This window comes from Streptomyces gilvosporeus (assembly GCF_002082195.1).
Taxonomy (GTDB): domain Bacteria; phylum Actinomycetota; class Actinomycetes; order Streptomycetales; family Streptomycetaceae; genus Streptomyces; species Streptomyces gilvosporeus.
Map to the genome: position 1 here is coordinate 8,211,573 of NZ_CP020569.1, position 19,180 is coordinate 8,230,752.

The following is a 19,180-nucleotide window of genomic DNA, read 5'->3' on the forward strand; positions in this document are numbered from 1 at the left end:
GCGGCGGCGGGACCTCAGCTCTCGACGGGCGCGGCCGGCGACCCGTTGACCGGCACGGACCCGCTGTCCTCGACGCTCGTCGCCCGCGGTACGGGCGGGGCGGTCTCCTCCGCGGCGGGCGCGGACTTGGTGAAGGACATCGCCGGGGCCATCGGCACGCTCCGTTCCGGCAGCAGCTCCATCACGGCCGCCCGGTCCGCCTCGTCGGCCTCCTCGTCCAACGGGTCGGGCGTGGCCGGCACCTGCAACCGCACCACCGGACCGCCGCCCAGCCGGGCATAGCCGCGGCCGGGCGGCATCTCCGCGATCGGCGTGGTGTGCGGCGGCGCCCCGAGCACCGACCGCACCTCCTCCGCCGTCGCCGGACCGAGCACCACCCGCGCCCGGGTGTGCGTCCGGATGACGTCACCGAGCAGCTCGGCGCAGGCGAACGGCTCGGCCACCGCCACCGTGACATTGGCCGCCGCGCCGTGCCGCAGCGGCACCTGGAGCAGCCGCTGCGGATCGTCGCGGCCCTCGGCCGCCGCGAGATGGGCCAGCGTGGTGGGCCGGTCCGCGATGATCCACAGCGGCCGCCGGGTGTCCTCCGGCGCCGAACGGCCCGCCTGCCGTGCCCGGTTGGCCGAGATCAGCCGCCGCTCCGTCTCGTGTGCCGCCCACTCCAGCATCGCCATCGCCCCCGCGAGCCCGCTCTCCACCCCCACCACACCGCGGCGCCCCGCCAGACACGCGAACTCACCCGTCCCGCTGCCGTCGATGACCAGCACCTCGCCGTCGTCCAGCGCCTGGAGCGCGATCGACCGCAGCAGCGTCGTGCCGCCCGTCCCCGGCTGCCCCAGCACCAGCAGATGCGGCTCGGCGGACCGCTGGCCGGTGCGCCAGAGCACCGGCGGCGCATCCCCTTCCTCGTCGTCCTCGCCGTGCACCACCGGCAGGGTCCGGGGGACGGATTCGGGGTCGGTGAACCCGAGGACCGTCTCGCCGGGCGCGGTGACGAAGCGCTGCGCCGCGATGCCCGTGGGCAGCGGGTCCAGGACGCTCAGCACCAGCCGGTTCGCCGCCTCGTCCCAGGCGAAGTGGTACTCCCGGCCGCGGCCGGACTTGGCGTGCAGCACCTGCTCGATACGGGCCCGCGGCCCCTCCTCCCCGTCGGTGAAATACGCCGGGTACTTCAGCTGGAGGTGCTCCAGCCGCCCGCTCTCGTCGAAGCCGTACTCGGTGAAGGCGGCCTCCCAGTCGCCGCCGTGGGCGTAGAGCGGGCTGGGGTCGCCCTCCGCGGAGAAGTACGGCACGAGCGCCTCGTACAGCGACTGCAACCGCTCCGCCTCGGCCTCCCCGGGGCCGCCGTCCCCGGCGCTGCGGTCCCGCCCCGCCCAGGCGGCGGCCCCCATCGCCACGACGCCGGCGAGCAGCGGCCCGTACGGCACCAGCGCCACGCCCAGCACAGCCGCGGCGACGAAGAAGAGCAGCGGGCCACGGCGATCCTTGGGTGTCGCATCCCAGCGCTGTCTGCCGGCCGAAGCCAGCCGGCGCAGTCCACGGCCGATGGTGATCAGCGGATGGAACACGTCGGAGGCGCTGTCGGCGGCGCTGCGCGCGATGTCTCTGCTGCGCGCGAGGGAAGCGCTGTCGGTCAGGATGCGGGGCAAGGGTCGCCGGGCCACATCGGTCTCCTGTTGCTCGTACGGAGGTCGTGACGGCTCGACGTGGGCGGCGAGCCGGAGCGGTGCGGCGCGCTAGATCTTCAGCCCTCCCAGGAGGCTCGCCAGACTCGCACCGCCCGCCCTGATACTGGGCGCGATGGCGGAGCCGGCGAGATAGAACCCGAAGAGCGCGCAGACCAGCGCGTGGGAAATCTTCAGGCCGTCCTTGCGGAAGAACAGGAAGACGATGACGCCGAGCAGGATGACGCCGGAAACGGACAGGATCATGGTGGGTTCTCTCCTGGGTGGTGGGGACGATCACCGTGAGTTCTTCCAGCCTCACAGCCAGTATCAAGCCATCAAAAGCTGCGAACGGGTGATTTATCGTTGAAACCCCTCAAACGGGCCCCGTCCGCAGGGCGCGTCGCCTGGAACTGTGCTTGGCGTGTCGCGCTCGCCTCCCGCCACCCGGCGACACGCCGGACTCCGGCACAATCGGGGGGTGCCGAAGAAGAAGCCCCACCCGCCGAAGAAGCCCCACCAGGCCACCCGTCGCCCGGACGCGGTGACCCCCGCCTCGCCCTGCCCCTGCGGACGTGACGCCACTTACGGCGACTGCTGCGGCGCCTGCCATACGGGGCGCGCCGCCGCCCCCACCCCGGAACGGCTGATGCGCTCGCGCTACAGCGCCTTCGCCGTCGGCGACGCCGGCTACCTGCTGCGCACCTGGCACCCCCGCACCCGGCCCGCCGGTCTGGAATGCGACGCGGACCAACGGTGGACCGGCCTGGAAATCCTCGGCACCACCGGCGGCAGCGCCTTCCACGACGAGGGCACCGTGGAGTTCCGCGCGCACTACACCCTGCACGGGCGGGCCGACAGCCAGTACGAGAACAGCCGCTTCGTCCGCGAGGACGGCCGGTGGCTCTACGTGGACGCCCTGCCGCCCGCGTAACCCGCCCTTGCCGCGCGCCTACTTGCCGCGCAGCATCAGCTGCTCGATCTCCCGCCGGTCGCGCTTGGTGGGACGTCCCGCACCCCGCTCCCGGGTGGCGACGGGGACCTCCTCGCGCGGCGGGGGCGGCGGGCTGTTGTCGATGAAGCACTCCGCGGCGACCGACGCGCCCACCCGCTTGCGGACCAGCTTCGAGACGACCACGATCCGCTCCCGCCCGGCGTACCGCAGCCGCACCTCGTCGCCGCCGCGCACGCCGTGCGCCGGCTTGACCCGCTCGCCGTTGACGCGGACGTGCCCGGCGCGGCAGGCCGCGGTGGCCTGCGACCGCGTCTTGATCAGCCGCACCGACCAGATCCAGCTGTCGATGCGGGTGGTGGTGCCCTCGTCTGAAGCCATGACACGACTCTAGGCCGAGGGGGGAGGGGCGCGCCCGGATTAAGCGGGGACGGTCAGGCGGAGGTCTTCTTGGCGGACCGCTTCCCCGGGGTGGCTTTCGCGGTGGCCTTGGCGGCGGTTTTGGCGGCGGTTTTGGTGGCGGCCGTAGCGCTCGCCTTGGAGGTCGCCTTGGCGGTGGAGGCGCCCGCGCCCTTGGCGGACGAGGTCTTGGCCGCTGTCGTCTTCTTCGCGGGGGCCTTCTTCGGGGCAGCGGTCTTCGCCGCCGACTTCTTCGCGGCCGTCCTCTTCCCTCGTATCGGCGTCACCGACGCCTCCCGCTCCTGCCCCGCTCCGCCGCCCCCCTTGGCCGCCGCCACGCTCTTCTCCAGCGCGGCCATCAGGTCCACGACCTGACCGCGGCCGCCCGGCGTCTTCGGTGCCACGGGCGCCCCGCCCTCGAGTTTCCGGGCGACCAGTTCCTCGACGGCCTCGCGGTACTCGTCGTGGAGTTCGGCGGGGTCCACTTCGCCGAGCATGTCCATCAGCGTCTCGGCGAGCGTGAGCTCGTTGTCGCGGAGCTTGACGTCGCCGCGCGGTCCGATGCCGGTCGCCGGCCGGATCTGGTCGGGCCACAGCAGCGAGTGCATCACGATCGCCCCGTCGTGCGCCCGCAGCATCGCCAGCGACTCCCGCCCGCGGATCGCCACCTTGCCGACCGCGACCTTTCCCTGGTGCTCCAGCGCCTCCCGCAGCACCGCGTACGGCTTGGTGGCGGCGGAGCCGTTCGGCCCCAGGTAGTACGCCTTGTCCATCTGGAGGGGATCGATCTCGGCGGCGTCGACGAACGCCAGGATCGTCATCGTCTTGGCGGTCGGCATCGGCAGCCGCGCCAGATCCTCGTCGGTGATCTCCACGATCGTCTCGTCGTCCGGCGCCTGATAGCCCTTGCCGACCTCCTCGTTCGGCACCTCCTCCCCGTCCAGCTCGCAGACCTTGCGATAGCGGATCGGCGCGCCGTCCTTCTCGTGGATGCGGACGAACGAGACCGACGAGGTGCGCTCGGTCGCGCTGTAGGTCTTCACGGGGATGGTGACCAGCCCGAACGATATGGACCCGTTCCAGATGGAGCGCATATCTCATCCCTTTTGCCGGGGATTCATGGGATTCTCATCGTATGTCGCCGATCACCATCGTGGAGGGGCGGCGCCTCTCGCTGACCAACCTGCACAAGGTCATCTATCCGCAGACCGGCACCACCAAGGGCGAGGTGGTGCACTACTGCACCGTCACCGCCGATCCGCTGCTCGCGCACCTCCACGACCGTCCGCTGTCCTTTCTGCGCTATCCCGACGGGCCCGACGGCCAGCGCTTCTTCACCAAGAACGTGCCGCCCGGCGCCCCCACCTGGGTGCAGACCTGCGAGGTGCCGCACACGTCCTCCGGGCCCACCCGCCAGGTGCTGGTGCAGGACCTCCCCTCGCTGGTGTGGGCCGCGAACCTGGTCGTCGAGCTGCACGCACCCCAATGGACCAGCGGGGCGCCGGGGCGCGCCGACCGCCTCGTCCTCGATCTCGACCCCGGCGACCCGGCCACCATCGTGGAATGCTGCACCGCCGCGCAGTGGTTGCACGAGCGGCTGGCCGCGGACGGACTGGAGGCGTACGCCAAGACCAGCGGCGCCAAGGGCCTGCATCTCCTCGTGCCCATCGAGCCGACCCCCTCGGAGCGGGCCACGGCCTACGCCAGGGGCCTCGCCGTCGAGGCGGCCAAGGCCCTCCCGGACCTCGTCGTGCACAAGATGACGCGCGCCCTGCGCCCCGGCAAGGTCTTCATCGACTTCTCCCAGAACGCCGCCGCCAAGACCACCGCCGTCGCCTACACCCTGCGCGCCCGCGCGCTGCCCACCGTCTCCACGCCGGTCACCTGGGACGAGATCGCCGCCTGCACCGAGCCCGCCCAACTCGCCTTCCGCTTCGAGGACATCGCGCCCCGCCTCGCCCGCCACGGCGATCTGCACGCCCCGCTCCTCGACCCCGCCCGCGCCCGCCCGCTGCCCGGCGACGGCCGCCGGTGAGGGCGCACAGTAGATTGCTCCCATGGTGGAGGGGACAACAACACACGCCGTGACCTCGTCCGATGGCCAGCGGACGGATGGCCAGCGGACCGACGGGGAACAGGCCGACGGGCAACCGGCCGACGGGACCGCCGCACCCGCAGCACCGGAGAAGGGAACCGGGCTCGCGCGGGCGTCGCTGCTGATGGCCGCGGGGACGATGGTCTCGCGGGCGACCGGGCTGATCCGTACGACGCTCCAGACGAGCGCGCTGGGCGCCGGCCTGCTCGCGAGCTCGTACGGCATCGCCAACGTCGTCCCGATGAGCATCTACACCCTGCTGATCGGCGGCGCCCTGAACTCCGTCCTGGTGCCCCAGCTCGTACGGGCCAGGGCCGCGCACGCCGACGGCGGCCGGGCCTTCGAGCAGCGGCTGGTCACCCTCGTCCTGAGCGTGCTGGCGGTCGGGACGGCGCTCGCGGTGTGGGCCGCGCCCGGAATCGTCGCGCTCTACGTCCCCGACACCCCGAAGTCCCACGCCGCCTTCGAGCTCACCGTGGTCTTCGCCCGCTTCCTCCTGCCGCAGATCTTCTTCTACGGCCTGTTCTTCATCCTCGGCCAAGTCCTCAACGCCCGGAGCAAGTTCGGCGCGATGATGTGGACGCCCGTCCTCAACAACCTCGTGCTGATAGCGATGTTCGGCCTCTACATGGGCCTGCTGGCCGGCCCCGACCGCGTCCAGGACATCACGCCCGGCCAGATCGACCTCCTGGGACTGGCCACCACCGGCGGTATCGCCCTCCAGGGCCTGGCCCTGATCCCCTTCGTCCGGGCCGCCGGATTCCGCTTCCGGCCGCGGTTCGACTGGCGCGGCCACGGTCTGCGCAAGAGCATCGTCGCCGCCCGCTGGACCCTGCTGCTGGTGCTCGCCAACCTCGCCGCGATGACCGTGGTCTCCCGCTTCGCCGCCGCCGCGGACGGGCAACTGCCCGATGCCAGTGTCGGATACGCGGCCTACGGCAACGCCCAGAACATCTGGAACCTGCCGCAGTCCCTCGTCACCGTCTCGCTGGTCACGGCCCTGCTGCCGCGGATGAGCCGCGCGGTCGCCGACAACCGCCCGGACGATCTGCGCGACGAACTCTCCCGCGCGCTGCGCGTCTCCGGCGTCCTGATCGTCCCGGCCGCGTTCCTCTTCCTGGCCCTCGGCCCGCAGATCGCCCAACTCCTCTACGGCCACGGCGCCATGAACGCCACCACCGTCGCCCCCACCGGCCATATGCTCCAGGCATTCGGCCTCGGCCTGATCCCGTTCTCCGGGCAGTATCTGCTGCTGCGCGGTTTCTACGCCTTCGAGGACACCCGGACGCCGTTCTGGATGGCCGTCGGCATCGCCGCCGTCAACATCGCGCTCGCCGCCGCCTGCCACGTCCTCCTGCCGGTCCGCTGGGCGGTCACCGGAATGGCCGCCGCCTATGCCGTCGCGTACGGGATCGGGATGCTCGCCACGGCGCTGCTGCTGCGGCGCCGGCTCTCCGGCCGACTGGACGGCCGCCGGCTGTGCCGCACCTACGGCAAACTGACCGCGTCCGCCGCCGCGGCCGGTGCCCTCGGCTGGCTGGTGGCGCGCGCCTGCACCGGCGTTCCGGTGCCGGCCGGCTGGACCCCGGCGCTGGCCCTGGCCGCGGGCGGCGGCGCCATGGCGCTGGCCTTCGTGGCGCTGGCCCGTCTGCTGCGGACCGCGGAATTGCGGAGCCTGCCCGGACTGCGGTGAGGTCCCGGGCACTTGACCGGCCCGCCGCAATGGTGGCCATTGCGCGCGGATGGGCGCTACTCGGTGTAGCGTCCTGATCAGCTGTCGTGGTTCCGAAGTGCCGGACGCCCGTGTCGCATTCACGGGCGTTCTTGCTGTGCAGTGCGTCTCCGGACCAGGGCGATCACCTCCGGGTTCCGCACCGTGCGGAAGCCGATTCAAGCCCGTTTGTCGCGAAGGAGACAGGGATATGGCCAAGGGCACCGTGAAGTGGTTCAACTCCGAGAAGGGCTTCGGATTCATTGCGCAGGAGGACGGCGGCGCCGACGTTTTCGCGCACTATTCGAACATCAATGCCCAGGGCTTCCGTGAGCTTCAGGAAGGCCAGAAGGTGACCTTTGACGTCACCCAGGGCCAGAAGGGCCCCCAGGCGGAAAACATCTGCCCGGCCTGATCACCGGCCCGCACCGTGGCGCCCGTCCCGTGCCGGGAGCGGGCGCCACGGAATGTCCGGCGCATGCGAGGAGCCGGGCGGGAGCCGCGTGACGGCGTCGGGAGGCCGTGGTACGGGGCGGTGGTCACCCGTTCGGCGTATAGGCCCCCGGAGACCGGCCGTGGTCACTGCTCTGGCGGGCGGTCCGTGTCCCGGTCCATGCCGCCGAGCTGTTCCTTGAGCTTGTCCTGGGCCGTGTCGATCTGGCCGCTGTACTTGCCCTGGGTCTTCTCGTCGACGTAGTCCCCGGACTTGTCGATGCCCTTGCCAGCCTGCTCTTCATGGCCCTTCAGCATCTGCTTGAGCTTGTCCAACACGGACATGGAGCATCCTCCTCAGCACAATCCCCGTCTCCCCAGCATCACCCCCGGCCTTCCGGTCTGCATCCGCGCGCCACTGCTCCGCGCACCGGCCGCGCTCACCCGTACGGACCGCACCGGCCCGGGCCGTGCGGACGGCAGCCCATCGGCCCGCCCGACGGGCAGCGCGCCGCGCCCCGGCCGAGAATGCAGCGGTGAGCGATGAACACTGCACTGCCGATGACACCGCGCCGCGCCGGATGCCCACCCATGAGCAACGGCGCCGCGCGCGAAGGGCGCTGGCCGGGCGTGCGAGGGATGCGGACGATCTGTCGTTGCTGATGGACATGCTGGGCCTGGATCCGGCCGCCGATCTGCGCCATGACGCGTCCCCGGCGCCGCCGCGGCCGGCCGACCCCAGATGACCCGCCCCGGCGGCTGACACCCCCGGTGCGGCGCGCCGTACCACCGGCCGCGACCAGGGCCGTTACGTCGCGACCCGGCCCTGCCGCACCAGCCGCAGGGTGACGATCTGGAACGGCCGCAGCGCCAATCGGACGGTGTTCCCGGCCCGCTCCAGCGCCGGGCCGTCGTCCGTCGGCCGCTCCAGCAGGTCCGTGGTGAGCGCGTCGGACAGGCCGAAGGCGGTGGTGAGGGTGGTGGTGGCCCGTCCGCCGTGGGCCTCGTGGAGGCGGACGATCACATCACCGCTCGTGTCGTCGGCGAGCTTGACGGCCGTGACGACCGTGGCGTCGTCGTCGACCGTGACCAGGGGCGCCACCGGGCCGGAGCCGGACAGGCGCCGCTCGGGGAGGTTGATGCGATGCCCTTCGCGCACGGCATCGCCGATCCCGGCGCCGGGCACCAGTGCATAGCGGAAATGGTGCAGGCCCTGGTCCGTCTCCGGGTCGGGGAAGCGCGGGGCGCGCAGCAGGGAGAGCCGTACGGTGGTCGTCGTGCCGTGATCGCCCCCGTCGCCGTCCCGGATGGTGCGGGTCAGGTCGTGGCCGTAGAGGCAGTCGTTGACCAGGGCGACGCCCCAACCCGGCTCCGTGGCGTGGACGAAGCGGTGCGCGGGGACCTCGAACTTGGCGGCCTCCCAGCTGGTGTTGGTGTGCGTGGGGCGGTACAGATGCCCGAACTGGGTTTCCGCGGCATACCGTTCGGCATGCAGGTCCAGGGGGAAGGCGGCCTTGAGGAAGGTCTCCGACTCGTGCCAGTCGACGTCGGTGGCGATATCGAGCCGCCGCTGACCGCGGGCCAGGGTCAGGTCCTGGGTGACGTGGGAGGCGCCGAAGGAGCGGGTGACGCGTACCGTCGCGCCGCTCGGCGACGCGGTCCGCAGCGCCACCTCGTCGGCCTCGGTGAGGTCGGTGACGACATTGCGGTAGAAGGCGTCCACGTCCCAGGCGTCCCACATGTTCGGGAAGTCGGGGTGGCTCTGGAGGAGGTTGGCGGCGCAGCCCGGGGCGACGGCCTCCCGGTCCGTGTCGTGGTCGTAGGCCGAAACGACCAGGCCGCGGGCGTCGACCTCGATGCGCAGCAGGCCGTTGTCGAGGGTGAATCCGCCTCCGGGCCGCGGCACGGCGCGCACCTCGGGACCTTCGGTCGCCGCCACCCCGAGGGCGCCGGCGGCGATCCCGGAGCGGGCATGCGGCGCCGCGTTCGCGGTGAGCTCCATGTTCCCGCCGCCCGCCAGCGCGCCCAGGGCCGCGCCGATGATCTCCTCCAGCTCGGCGGCCACCGCGGCATACGTCCGCTCCGCCTCCCGGTGCACCCAGGCGATGGACGAGCCCGGCAGGATGTCATGGAACTGGTGCAGCAGCACGGTCTTCCACAACCGGTCCAACGCGGCGTACGGATAAGGATGGTGGCGCAGCACCGCGGCCGTCGCCGACCACAGTTCGGCCTCGCGCAGCAGCTGTTCGCTGCGGCGGTTGCCGCGTTTGGTGCGCGCCTGACTGGTGAGCGTCCCGCGGTGCAGCTCCAGATACAACTCGCCCACCCACACCGGCGCCTGGGGATACTCCGCCTGGGCCGCGGCGAAGAAATCGGCGGGCCTCTCCCACCGCACCACCGGCGAACCGTCCAGATCGCGCAGCCGGCGGGCCTTGGCGATCATCTCCCGGGTCGTGCCGCCCCCGCCGTCGCCCCAGCCGGTCGGCGCCAGCGAGTGCCGGGCGGCCCCCTTGTCCCTGAAGTTCCTTTCCGCATGAGCGAGTTCGGCGCCCGACAGCTGGCAGTTGTAGGTGTCGACCGGCGGGAAGTGGGTGAAGATCCGGGTGCCGTCGATGCCCTCCCAGCGGAAGGTGTGATGCGGAAAGGCATTCGTCCGGCTCCAGGAGATCTTCTGGGTCAGCAGCCACTTCGAGCCCGCCGCCTTGATGATCCCCGGCAGTCCCGCGGCGAAGCCGAAGGTGTCCGGCAGCCAGACCTCGTCGTTCTCGATGCCGAACTCCTCCAGGAAGAACCGCTTTCCGTGGACGAACTGCCGAGCCATCGCCTCCGACCCGGGCATATGGGTGTCCGACTCCACCCACATCCCGCCCGCCGGTACGAACCGCCCCTCGGCGACCGCCTGCCGGACGAGGGCGTAGACCTCCGGGCGGTGCTCCTTGATCCAGGCGTACTGCTGCGCCTGCGACATGGCGTAGACGAATTCCGGCTCGTCCGCCAGCAGCGCCGTCATATTCGCCGTCGTCCGCGCCACCTTCCGTACGGTCTCCCGCAGCGGCCACAGCCACGCCGAGTCGATATGCGCATGGCCCACCGCGCTGATCCGGTGCGCGGACGCCGCCGCGGGCGCCGCCAGCACCTCGCGCAGTTCCGCACGGGCCGCCTCCGCCGACCCGCCCACGTCCCGCAGGTCCACGGCATCCAGCGCCCGCCCGACGGCCCCCAGCACCTCCCAACGCCGCGGCGCGTCCACCGGAAGCTCCGCCATCAGCTCGCCGAGCACCTCCAGATCCTGGATCAGCTCCCACACCGCGGTGTCGAACACCGCCAGATCCATGCGCGCCAGCCGGTACAGCGGCGCGCTGCCCGCCGTCTTCGGATCGCCCAGCGCGGTGGGCCGGAAGGGCGGGACACCCAGGATCACGGGGTTGGACGCGGCCTCCAGATGCCACTCGACGCGTTCGCCGCCCCGCACCGGTGCGCCCACCCGCACCCACTGGTTGCGCGGATTGAGGCCCTTGACCGGGCTGCCGTCGGGCGCGTACACGAGCGCCTCGCACTGGAAGCCCGGCATCCGCTCGTCGAACCCCAGGTCCAGCACCGCCTCCACGGTGCGCCCGGCCCATTCCCGCGGCACCCGGCCCGTCACCTTGAACCAGGTCGTCGCCCAGGGCGCACCCCATGAGTCGCCCACCGCCACCGGCGAGTGCGAGGCGGCCAACCCCTCGGCCACCGGCACTGGTTCACCTGGCGCGACCCACGCCGCCACCTCCAAGGGGACCGAATGCGGATACAACGCGGGCCGGATGCGTTCGGTGAGCACACGGGCGAGGCGGGCTTCGATCAGGGCGCGATCGTCATGCATGGGGGCGGCTCCGTAGGGAGGGTGAGGTGTCCGACGGCGGGATGCGGGTGGCTACCAGGGATGGGTGGTCTCGGCGGGATCCGAGGCGGTGAACAGCTCGGATATGGCGCACACGGCGAGCCGCACGGCCTGCTCGTTCCCCTCCCGGCGCAGGTCCGGGACGTAGAACGCGGTGCCGCAGGTCCCGCCGAGGAAACGGCGGCCGCCGTCCGGGAGGGTGCGGTGCAGCGCGACCGTGCCCAGGACGGGGACGCCGTTGCGGTGCGCCGCATCGGTCACCGGGGCGTTCGGGGCCAGGATCAGGCCCTCGCCGGACGAACCGCCCCAGAAGACCAGCTCATCGAGGTAGGCCCAGTGTGTCGGCGCGTAGAAATCGGCGGTGGCCGAGCCCTGCGACGGATTGCCCGCGGTGGGGGCGAAGGCCGCCAGCGCGCCGATCCGGGCCTGACCGGCGCGGGCCGTGGTGTTCGCCGGGACCGGCGTGAACCGCTGGGCCAGCGGCACGGACGCGGCGTTGAACGCCAGGTCCCGGTCGCCTTCGGGCGTCCAGTCGGCCAGGCTCCGCCAGGTGATGCCGTCCCCCGGCGTCCCCGGCGGCAGCGAGTCGGGGAACCAGTACGACGCGTACGGCTGCAAGGAGTCGGCCGCGCCGCGGCGCCCGGCGGCCCCCGCGGCGGGGGCGGCACCGAGCAGCGCGGCCGCCGCACCCGCCCCGGCCAGGAGCACACGGCGGCGGGACGGCGGGCGGGGGTGCGGGGACATGAGGCTCCTTCGGTGGCTGCGGTGGGGGAGTGCGGAGCTGGGGCCAGGGGTGCGAAGGGCCGCCTACCCGACCTCGTCGGGAGTGCGGATCTCGGCGATCTGACGAGCCTTCACATGCTCGGCGTCCGCGGCCAGTTCGGGCAGGACGAGACAGGGGCGGACCCCTTGCGCGGCGAGCCTCGCCCACGCCTCGAAGACCGCGCCACCGGGCGCGCACACCGAGCGGTACGATGCGTCCTCGACACCTCCGGCATCGACGACCAGCGCGGTGGTACGCGGCGGCGGCCGGTGGTCCCGGCCGCGCCACTGTCCGGCCAGTGCGGCGAACGCCCGGCCCGCCGGTTTGACCGTACGGTCGTTGGCGAGCAGCCCCAGCCCGTACTCCAGCTCCGGGAAGTCCGCCAGCGACCGCGAGACGTCATGGGAGCACCACCAGGTGATGCCCCACAGGTCCGGGCAGTCCAGCGCGTTGGCGACGGTCGCTTCCATGAATCGGGCGGCGCGGTCCTCGGGGATGAGCGGGGCCGGCGCGCCGACCTCCTGGAGCCATACCGGTCGGTGCGGGTCGGCGGCCCACGCCTTGGACAGCTCGATCAGATACGCGGCGTGCTGCTCGGTGGCGGTACCGGTCGGACCGTGGCGCTGCGCGGTGCCGTTGAACACCCAGGAGTGCACGGCGGTCGCGGCGCCGAGCCGGGCGGCCTGCGCGGGGGTGAAGGGGTGCCCGTCGCGGTACCAGGCCGCGTCGTACTCGGCGTGCACATGCATCCGGCCCGGCGCGCCCCGTTCGCACGCCGCCAGCATCCGCTCCAGCCAGGCCGTGGCCTGGGCGGCGGTGATGCGGTCCGGATCCGGGTGCGGGCCGTCCGCGAACTGGTTGATCTCGTTGCCGACCGTCATCCCGAGAAAGGCGGGCCGGTCGGCGAGGGCGGCGGCGAGCGTCCGCAGATACTCCTCCTGGGCGGCCAGCACCTCGGGATCGGTGAAGAGGGACCGGCGGTGCCAGGTCTGTGTCCAGGCGGGCAGGAAGTCGAAGCTGGAGAGATGGCCCTGGAGGCCGTCGACGGCGACGTCCAGGCCCCGTTCGGCGGCCGCATCGGCCAGCTGGACGAGCTGGTCCACGGCGCGCGGCCGGATCAGGGTGCGGTGCGGCTGGAAGAGCGGCCAGAGGGGGAAGACCCGGATGTGGTCGAGCCCGAGCCCGGCCAGGGAGTCGAGATCGGCGCGTACGGCATCCAGGTCGAAGTCCAGCCAGTGGTGGAACCACCCTTCGCCGGGCGTGTAGTTGGCGCCGAATCGCATGGGCTCCTCCAAGGGTCGGGACGGGGCGGCGGCCGGATCAGCCCTTGACGGCACCCTCGCCGACGCCGCGGAAGAAATAACGCTGGAGACAGGCGAACAGCACGATCAGCGGCAGGACGGCGATGACCGTGCCCGCCGCGACCAGCCGCTGATCGTCGGCGAAGGTGCCGTGCAGAAAGTTCAGGCCGATGGTCAGGGTGAACTTCGACTGGTCGCTGAGCACGATCAGTGGCCACAGGAAGTCGTCCCAGGCGCCCATGAAGGCGAAGATCGCCACGACGGCGAGGGTGCCCCGGACCGACGGCAGCGCTATCCGTACGAACCGCTGCCAGGCGTTGGCACCGTCGACGAAGGCCGCCTCCTCGATCTCGTACGGCAGCGCGGCGAAGGCATTGCGCATCAGCAGCACATTCATCGCACCGATACAGCCGGGCAGCACCACCCCGAGCAGGGTGTCGTTCAGCCGGAGCTCCCGCATCGTCAGAAACTGGGCGATCATGATGCTTTCGACCGGCACCAGCATCGCCATGAGGAAGACCACCAGCGCGGACCTGCGGCCCGCAAAGCGCAGCCGGGCCAGCGCATAGCCCGCCGACGCGGCCCCCGCGCAGTTGGTGAGCACATTGGCGGTGGCCACCTTGAGCGAGTTCAGCGCGAAGTCCCACACGGGGACGATCCGCGCCACGCCCGCGTAGTTGGCGAGTGTGGGGTGGTGCGGGACGAGGCTCGGCGGATAGCGGTAGATGTCCTCGCCGGGCCCCTTGAGGGAGGTGGACAGCTGCCACAGGAACGGGCCGACGGTCAGGGCCAGGACGGCCAGCAGCAGCACATACCGCAGCGCCAGCTGCCGACGCGGCAGCCGCCGTTCACCGTGCCGCTCCTCCCGGTCCGAACGGCTCATGCCGAAACCTCGCTTCGCTCGGCTTCGCATGCGCTCGGCGCGCACCCTTCGATGATGAGCTCGCTGCGCTCGCTCATGCCCCGTCCTCCCGCCGCGAGGCGCGCAGCACCAGCAGCATCAGGCCGAGGGTGAGGACGAAGACGACGACGGACAGCGCCGAGGCATAGCCGACCCGGCCGCTGAGACCGGTACCGACCTGCCGGACGAGCATCACCAACGTGGTGTCCTCGCCGCCGGGGCCGCCCGTCGGACCGGCCATCAGATAGGCCTCGGAGAACACCTTGAACGCATTGACCGAGGCCAGCGCGCCCACCAGCGCCATCGTCGGCCGCACCGCGGGCACGGTCACCGTGACGAAGCGACGCACGGCTCCCGCGCCGTCGACCGCACACGCCTCGTGCAGTTCCCGGGGGACACCGGCGAGCGCCGCGAGATAAATGATCATGTAGTAGCCGAGTCCCTTCCAGACGGTCACCGCCATCGCGCTGAGCAGCAGCAGCCACGGATCCCCGAGAAAGCCGACCCGCCCGAACCCGAGCCGCTCCAGCAGCGCATTGATCAGCCCCCGGTCGTCCAGCAGCCACACCCAGATCAGCCCGACCACGACGACGGAGGCCACCACCGGGGTGTAGAACGCGGCCCGGAAGAAGGCGATCCCGGGGATGTGCCGGCGCACCAGAAGGGCCAGCAGCAACGGCAGGATCACCAGCAGCGGGACGACCCCCAGGACGTACAGCAGACTGTTGCGCAGCCCCGTCCAGAACATCGCGTCGTGGATCAACTCCCGGTAGTTGGCGCCGCCGACGTAGCGCCCGCCGGTGAGGGTGCGCGCGTCGGTGAACGAATGCGCGACGGTGCTCAGGAACGGGTAGAGGCCGAACGCGGCGGAGATCAGCAGCCCGGGCGCCAGGAACAGCCAGGGGGTCGACGGCAGTTGCGTACGGGTACGGGTACGGGTACGGGTACGGCGGGCGGGCCGCCGGACGCTCACCGTGGCCTCAGCCCGTCGCCAGCAGGCGGTTGCACTCGGCGGCCGCGCCGTCCAGCGCCGCCTTCGGCGACTGCTTGCCCTGTACCGCCCTCGCGACCGCATTGCGCAGCACCGTCTTCATCTGATCGCTGAGCGCCACCGGCGTGTAGTTCACCGCGGTCCGCAGCGACCGGGCCGCGGCCACCCGCACCCGGGTGGCATCGGTGCCGTCCTCCTTGGTGAAGTACGGATCGTCCAGCGCCCCCCTGGTACTGGGAAAGATCGCCACTTTCCTGGCGAAGGCCATCTGCCGCTGCGCGCCGGTGACGAAATGAGCGAACGCCACGGCGGCCGGCTTCACCCTGCTCTGCGCATTCACCATCAGGCCCTGGACATACATATTGGCCCGGCCGGTGTTGTTGACCGCGTCCGTGATCCCGATGTTCCGGTACAGACTCGGCGCCTCTTTCCGGAAATTCTCCAGATCCAGCGCGCTGCCCGGATTCATGGCCACCGACTGCTGCTCGAACTTCCGCCCCGCGGACTCCGCCTGCGCGGTGAGCGCCTGCGAATCCAGCGCCCCGGCCGCATACAACTCCCGGTAATGCCGTAACAGCTCGACGCCCTTGGGCTCGTTGAATGTGAACCGCGTACCGCGGGAATTCATCAGCCGTACGCCATAGCGCCCGAAATCCTCGATGCTCGGCGTACTCGCCAGCATCGCCGTCTTCCCGTCGCTCCGCTTCGCCATCGTCACGGCCTCCGCGAAGAGCCGGTCATAGGTCTTCGGCGGTTTCTCCGGATCGAGACCGGCCCGCGCGAAGAGCTTCTTGTTGTAGAACATCGGGCCCGTGTTCAGATACCACGGGAACGCGTAGACCCCCGGCAGCCCCGGCATCCGCTGGCTGCGCCACGCCCCGGCGAGATACTCCCCGCGATACGTCCCCGCGGCCTTCTCCAGGTCGAGCGCGAGCCCCGCCTTCGCCAGCGGATAGGCGAGATCGGGCGACACATTGACGACATCGGGCAGCGTGCCGCCCACCGCATCCGCGCTGAGCTTGTCCGGATAGCCCTCGGCGGGCTGGTCGATCCACTTCACATGGGCGTCCGGATACTTCTTCTCGAAGTCCGCGATCACACCCTCGAAGTAATCCTTGAAATGCGCCTTGAGATTCCAGGTCTGAAAGGTGACCTGCCCCTCGACCTTTCCCGTGACGGCGCCCGATCCGTCGGAATTTTCCGGTCCTCCACAGGAGGTCAGCGCCATCACCGAGGTCACCAGGGCCACGCCGACCGCTGCTCTACGGCGAAAGACACGCATGGCTGGCTCCTTTGCGATACAAGCAGAATTGCTGTACGAAGGCCACCCCGTAACGATGCGGCAGACCGTACTGAGGCGATTTGGCGAGTGTCAATACCGGGGGCGAAGCGGCCTCTCGGGAAGCGGCCGAAAAGCGGGTTGACAGACCTTTTTGCGCTGGTCGATATGCTCGGGCTGCCGGTCACTAATGCGGTTTAGTGAGTCCGGTCCACACCCGGAGGAGAGCCCGTCATGACAGCATCCGGTGAGGCCGCCCGCCGCCCCCCGGCACGACGGCCGACGATCAAGGACATCGCCCGCCGGGCCGGGGTCTCGGAAAGCGCCGTCTCCTTCGCACTCAACGGCCGACCCGGCGTCTCCGACCGCACCCGCGCCCGGATCCGGCGCGTGGCACAGGAACTGGGCTGGCAGGCCAACAGTGCCGCCCGCGCCCTGTCCGGCGACCGCGCGGACTGCGTCGGGCTGGTGCTCGCCCGCCCCGCACGGACCCTCGGCGTGGAGTCGTTCTTCCTCCAACTGGTCTCCGGCATCCAGGAAGTGTTCTCCGCGCACCACACCGCGCTGCTCCTCCAGGTCGTGCCGGACCTCGCGGCTGAATGCGCGCTCTACCGCCGCTGGTGGGCCGAACGCCGGGTGGACGGCGTGCTCGTCGTCGACCCGCGCACCCAGGACCCGCGGCCGCGGCTGCTCGTCTCGCTGGGCCTTCCCGCGGTCGTCGTCGGCGGCCACGCCGCCCCCGGGCCGGACGCCGCACCACCCCCGCTGCCCACCGTCTGGGCCGACGACGCCAAGGCCATGGCACGGATCCTCGACCACCTCCACGGCCTCGGCCACCGCCGCATCGTCCATGTGGCCGGCCTGCCGGAACTGGCCCACACCGCACGCCGGATCCGCTCACTGCGTACCGCGGCGGTCCGGCGCGGCCTCGATCCGCGCCAGGTCCGCTCGGTGGCCACCGACTACTCCGACGCCGAGGGCGCCGAGGCCACCCGCCGCCTTCTCGATACGGCCGAACCGCCCACGGCGATCGTCTACGACAACGATGTGATGGCGGTGGCCGGCGCCTCGGTCGCCGCCGAGCGCGGTATCCCCGTACCGGGCGGACTCTCGATCGTCGCCTGGGACGACTCCTCGCTGTGCCGGGTAACTCACCCCCGCCTGACGGCACTTGTCCGCGACACCGCCGGCTTCGGCCGGCTCGCCGCCCAGGAACTCCGCGCCGTCCTCGACGGCGGTCCGGTACGCGCGGTGCAGGGCGAACTGCCGCACCTGGAAGAACGGGAGAGCACCGGCACGCCTTGACAGCGCGTTTACCGCATGCCGAGTATGTGCGCACGGCATCGCGCGTTGGTCACCGTCCGGGTGAAGCGTGGAGGTGCCCGGGAGATGCCCACTGGAGGCATTCCACCGTGTCAGTCGAGTTGAACCACACCATCATTTCCGCCCGGGACAACCGGGCTTCCGCCGAATTCCTGGCGCATATCCTCGGTCTCGAGGTCGGCCAGGAATGGGGCCCCTTCATCCCCGTCGCCACATCCAATGGCGTCACGCTGGACTTCGCCACCGTCGATCCGGACCACCTCACGATGCAGCACTACGCCTTCCTCGTCTCGGAGGACGAGTTCGACGCGGCGTTCACCCGTATCAAGGAAGCCGGGCTGACGTTCTGGGCCGATCCCCGGCAGCAGCATCCGGGCGAGATCAATCACCACCACGGCGGGCGCGGCGTGTACTTCCTGGATCCCGCGGGCCACGCCCTGGAAATCCTCACCCAGCCGTACGGAAATTCCGCCGCGTAAGTCGGGCACAACGACCGGTCCCCGGCGCCGAAAGGGGCGCCGGGGACCGGCCGTTACCGCGCGGAGATGAGGCGCGGAAGCGTGGAGCGGGTCAGCCGCCGTTCGCGAGGACCATGAGCCGGGAGAACGAACCGTTGAAGCGGTTGCGGTCACCGATTCCCGGACCAGAGGACGTGTGCTGCCAGATGCTGTGGAACTTCCAGCCGGCCGGCAGCGCGCCGAGCGAGCCGCCGTAATGCGGGATCCACAGCGGGTTGGAGGTGCCGAAGCGCGCGGAGTTCCCGGTGCACCGCTTCCACCAGTTGGTCGAGGTGTAGATCACCACGTCGCGTCCGGTCTTGGCCCGGTAGGTCCGCGCGAAATCCGCGATCCAGTCGGTCATTTCCGGGTGGCTCTTGCCGTAGCACGTCGAACCGTAGGGGTTGTACTCCAGGTCGAGTGCCCCCGGCAGCGTCCTGCCGTCATGCGACCAGGCGCCGCCGTGGGTCGCGAAGAAACGCGCCTGGACGGCACCGGAGGAGTGGTCCGGCAGCGCGAAGTGGTAGGCACCGTGGATGAGCCGCGCCTCGAATGCGCCCTTGTACTGCTGACGAAAGTACGGGTTCCGGTAATTGGTGCCCTCGGTGGCCTTGACGTAGGCGAATTTCATGCCGGCGTCGCGCAGCCCCGGCCAGCCGATCTTGCCGTTGTGGCTGGAGACATCCACACCGGACACGGTCGGCCGGCCGCCTCGCTGCTCGGAGCCCCCGGTCGGCTCGCCGCCCCCGGCGCGGTCGCCCCCTTCGTGGGCGGCGATGGTGGAGCCCATCCAGTCCTGCTCGGGGTGCGCGGGTCTCTTTCCCGCGTCCGAGGCCCCAGCGGCGCCGGGCAGCGTGAGGGGCAGCACGAGCACGGTGAAGAGAGAGACGAACGTTCCGGCCAAGAAATGGCGTGAGCGGCGGGCCGGACCGGATCTGCGCAAGGGCATCGCGTGCCTCCGAAGTCCTTCGGTTGGGTCAGGTACGGCGGAA

19 protein-coding genes are annotated in these 19,180 nt (G+C 71.2%); 7 read left to right on the forward strand and 12 right to left on the reverse strand.

All coding sequences use genetic code 11. The features are described from left to right. Positions 1–14 precede the first annotated feature (14 nt). Positions 15–1,664, reverse strand: coding sequence for a P-loop NTPase family protein (locus tag B1H19_RS36280; protein ID WP_083109103.1), 1,650 nt, complete (start codon positions 1,662–1,664; stop codon positions 15–17). Between the two features lie 72 nt (positions 1,665–1,736). After that, positions 1,737–1,931, reverse strand: a complete 195-nt coding sequence (locus B1H19_RS36285; protein WP_030070453.1) for a hypothetical protein — start codon at positions 1,929–1,931, stop codon at positions 1,737–1,739. Between the two features lie 214 nt (positions 1,932–2,145). On the opposite strand from B1H19_RS36285, the gene B1H19_RS36290 reads away from it, so the two are divergent. After that, entirely contained in the window at positions 2,146–2,598 is a 453-nt protein-coding gene (locus B1H19_RS36290; RefSeq protein WP_203237290.1) for a YchJ family protein, read from the forward strand. Positions 2,599–2,616: 18 nt separating this feature from the next. Here the strand turns inward: B1H19_RS36290 and B1H19_RS36295 are convergent, their stop codons facing one another. Both B1H19_RS36295 and ku read right to left on the reverse strand, forming a co-directional pair. Further along, positions 2,617–2,997, reverse strand: coding sequence for an RNA-binding S4 domain-containing protein (locus B1H19_RS36295; RefSeq protein WP_083109104.1), 381 nt, complete (start codon positions 2,995–2,997; stop codon positions 2,617–2,619). Between the two features lie 53 nt (positions 2,998–3,050). Then, the gene (ku, locus tag B1H19_RS36300) at positions 3,051–4,109 is read right to left on the reverse strand and encodes a non-homologous end joining protein Ku (RefSeq protein ID WP_083109105.1); all 1,059 of its coding nucleotides are present in this window, start codon (positions 4,107–4,109) and stop codon (positions 3,051–3,053) included. A 41-nt stretch (positions 4,110–4,150) separates the two neighbouring features. Here ku and ligD point away from each other — a divergent pair, with 41 nt between their 5' ends. The 3 genes from ligD (at position 4,151) to B1H19_RS36315 (ending at position 7,236) form a co-directional block, all read left to right on the forward strand. Then, positions 4,151–5,050 (forward strand): non-homologous end-joining DNA ligase, encoded by a 900-nt coding sequence (ligD, locus tag B1H19_RS36305; RefSeq protein ID WP_083109106.1) that lies wholly within the window; start codon positions 4,151–4,153, stop codon positions 5,048–5,050. Between the two features lie 22 nt (positions 5,051–5,072). Beyond that, positions 5,073–6,803: a murein biosynthesis integral membrane protein MurJ gene (gene murJ, locus B1H19_RS36310; RefSeq protein WP_083109107.1), complete on the forward strand. Its 1,731-nt coding sequence runs from the start codon at positions 5,073–5,075 to the stop codon at positions 6,801–6,803. Between the two features lie 229 nt (positions 6,804–7,032). Beyond that, entirely contained in the window at positions 7,033–7,236 is a 204-nt protein-coding gene (locus tag B1H19_RS36315; RefSeq protein ID WP_083109108.1) for a cold-shock protein, read from the forward strand. A 164-nt stretch (positions 7,237–7,400) separates the two neighbouring features. Here the strand turns inward: B1H19_RS36315 and B1H19_RS36320 are convergent, their stop codons facing one another. Continuing rightward, entirely contained in the window at positions 7,401–7,598 is a 198-nt protein-coding gene (locus B1H19_RS36320) for an antitoxin (protein ID WP_083109109.1), read from the reverse strand. A gap of 191 nt (positions 7,599–7,789) precedes the next feature. Here B1H19_RS36320 and B1H19_RS39005 point away from each other — a divergent pair, with 191 nt between their 5' ends. Then, a complete protein-coding gene (locus B1H19_RS39005; protein ID WP_083109110.1) occupies positions 7,790–7,999 on the forward strand; it encodes a hypothetical protein in 210 nt (69 codons plus the stop codon). Between the two features lie 62 nt (positions 8,000–8,061). Here B1H19_RS39005 and B1H19_RS36330 read toward each other — a convergent pair whose 3' ends face one another. The 6 genes from B1H19_RS36330 to B1H19_RS36355 form a co-directional block, all read right to left on the reverse strand. Next, on the reverse strand, positions 8,062–11,115 hold the full coding sequence (locus B1H19_RS36330) for an alpha-mannosidase (protein WP_083109111.1): 3,054 nt from the start codon (positions 11,113–11,115) through the stop codon (positions 8,062–8,064). Between the two features lie 51 nt (positions 11,116–11,166). Then, complete coding sequence (locus B1H19_RS36335) at positions 11,167–11,877, reverse strand: endo-beta-N-acetylglucosaminidase (protein WP_472573295.1); 711 nt, start codon at positions 11,875–11,877, stop codon at positions 11,167–11,169. A gap of 63 nt (positions 11,878–11,940) precedes the next feature. Then, entirely contained in the window at positions 11,941–13,179 is a 1,239-nt protein-coding gene (locus B1H19_RS36340; RefSeq protein WP_083109112.1) for a glycoside hydrolase 5 family protein, read from the reverse strand. Positions 13,180–13,216: 37 nt separating this feature from the next. Then, the gene (locus B1H19_RS36345; protein ID WP_203237291.1) at positions 13,217–14,080 is read right to left on the reverse strand and encodes a carbohydrate ABC transporter permease; all 864 of its coding nucleotides are present in this window, start codon (positions 14,078–14,080) and stop codon (positions 13,217–13,219) included. A gap of 73 nt (positions 14,081–14,153) precedes the next feature. Then, positions 14,154–15,071, reverse strand: coding sequence for a carbohydrate ABC transporter permease (locus tag B1H19_RS36350; protein WP_083109113.1), 918 nt, complete (start codon positions 15,069–15,071; stop codon positions 14,154–14,156). Positions 15,072–15,078: 7 nt separating this feature from the next. Then, a complete protein-coding gene (locus B1H19_RS36355; protein WP_083109114.1) occupies positions 15,079–16,371 on the reverse strand; it encodes an ABC transporter substrate-binding protein in 1,293 nt (430 codons plus the stop codon). Between the two features lie 231 nt (positions 16,372–16,602). Between B1H19_RS36355 and B1H19_RS36360 the strand changes: the two genes are divergently transcribed. Further along, positions 16,603–17,673, forward strand: coding sequence for a LacI family DNA-binding transcriptional regulator (locus B1H19_RS36360; protein ID WP_083109115.1), 1,071 nt, complete (start codon positions 16,603–16,605; stop codon positions 17,671–17,673). Between the two features lie 107 nt (positions 17,674–17,780). Further along, positions 17,781–18,170 carry a VOC family protein gene (locus tag B1H19_RS36365; RefSeq protein ID WP_083109116.1) on the forward strand — a complete coding sequence of 130 codons (390 nt, stop codon included), beginning with the start codon at positions 17,781–17,783 and terminating at the stop codon, positions 18,168–18,170. 91 nt (positions 18,171–18,261) lie between these two features. On the opposite strand, the gene B1H19_RS36370 is transcribed toward B1H19_RS36365, so the two are convergent. Continuing rightward, positions 18,262–19,137, reverse strand: a complete 876-nt coding sequence (locus B1H19_RS36370; protein WP_083109117.1) for a lysozyme — start codon at positions 19,135–19,137, stop codon at positions 18,262–18,264. Between the last annotated feature and the right edge of the window lie 43 nt (positions 19,138–19,180).